This window comes from Fervidicola ferrireducens (genome assembly GCF_001562425.1).
GTDB classification, from domain to species: Bacteria; Bacillota; Thermosediminibacteria; order Thermosediminibacterales; family Thermosediminibacteraceae; genus Fervidicola; species Fervidicola ferrireducens.
Genome location: NZ_LOED01000079.1, coordinates 1 through 1,614 on the forward strand (window position 1 = coordinate 1; position 1,614 = coordinate 1,614).

The following is a 1,614-nucleotide window of genomic DNA, read 5'->3' on the forward strand; positions in this document are numbered from 1 at the left end:
ACCTTTTCTTATCGGCACATGGAGGCTCCAACCTCTACAGGTTGGAGAGGAAATATGCCTTTAATTTCTATCTGCTCCAAATCATAACAATACCCATCAAACCGCTGAATTACCTTGCAGTACTTATAAGATATACCTTGAGCAATCCTTTTGCCTGCTTTATTCTTTATATCAAAATATCCACTTTCTCTACATGCTACTGTACCTTTCCATATCCCTTTATATTTGCCTTCTGAGACAAAAGCTTTTATCATGTCCCCAGTTTGGAAACCATAAAATAACTTTCTTCTTTTCCTGTATCCACGTGGAAAACCACTTTTATCTACATTTGCAATCTGCCTTGTTCCTCTACCCTTTGCTATCACGTGCAATACTGTTCTTGTCTTGAACCAAATCCTATCAGGAGTCGAATATCCAACACAGACAGCATCAAAATGATGACCTTTAGGCAGTCCTAACTTGATTCTATTCATCTTTGTTAAAGCACCACTTCCACATTCCACTGGTAGATCTGTCTGTTTTAATGCTTCATATATCCTCCATCTTGTAGTATTAACTATCGCACAATCTTTCAGTGACTCTTTAACAAGTTTCTGTATTTCTGGATATCCGAATTCTTCAGCCGTTTTATTCCCTTTTCTTTGATTGCATTTGTGGCAGGCTATAACAAGATTATCTATCCTGTCTGTTCCACCTCTTGACTTCGGAATTACATGTTCAATTTCAAGTGGTACATTTGTAGCACCGCAGTAGACGCATTTTCTGTCGAACTTTTCTAGCAGGTATTCCCTAACTTCATATCCTTGCAATGTTCCCTGCTGATACTCTATACCCGAAATTTCTGGATTTCTCAGTAGTTGCGTGTCAAACTTGACATTTTCATAGGAAATTGCAGTAATAGGACACAATTTGCAAAGTCTTCTTACCCATGTTTCGATATTTCTTATCCTGCTCAGTAGCGTAGGTGGTAGCCAATCTTCATTTATTTGCCTGTTTAAAAACCTTGGTTTTCTGTATCTTGTTTTTCTACTTCTTCTGCTGCGTCGGAATGCACGTCTTCTATCCATGTTTTCTTTTACGTCTGTCCTGTGATGTAGCTGCATCATAAAAACTACTTCTTTTTTATTATTCTTAAGTATTGAAATCCCTGTATGTCTGCTTCCATAGTCAATCTTGAGTCTGTAATTTGGCTTGAACGTTGATGTATCCTTTTGTTCTTTAAGTCTTATAGTGAAAGGATAAATTCTATGAACCACTGCTTTTCCTTGTTTGAGCAATTTCCTTGCCACAGCTTCGTGGCATGGTGCTAAAGGTGTTTTATCCCTGTTCAACACAAATACCATTTGGAGTCTTCCTCCTTCCTCCAGCAGTGCTGGGTGACGTACAGGCTGGACTACGCCTGCATCTCCCATCGCCAATGTTATCCCTGCTTGCTGTGTGCAGACCACTGTCCCTACCACTCAAGACTGTTTAAGCCTGCACGGCAGTGTCTGGAGCTTGGGACGCACCCCAGAGTGCCCTGACAGGGATAACGTAGGAACATCATCCCCTTGTCCTTCGAGTCAGTTCCTTAGGCTGGTCAACTATGGCTTTTGCAAGCCACCGCCTCTACAG

The 1,614-nt window shown here is 40.8% G+C and carries 1 protein-coding gene; it reads right to left on the reverse strand.

From position 1 onward, the window contains the following. Positions 1–8: 8 nt before the first annotated feature. A complete protein-coding gene (iscB, locus tag AN618_RS12340) occupies positions 9–1,343 on the reverse strand; it encodes an RNA-guided endonuclease IscB (protein ID WP_066355641.1) in 1,335 nt (444 codons plus the stop codon). Positions 1,344–1,614 lie beyond the last annotated feature (271 nt).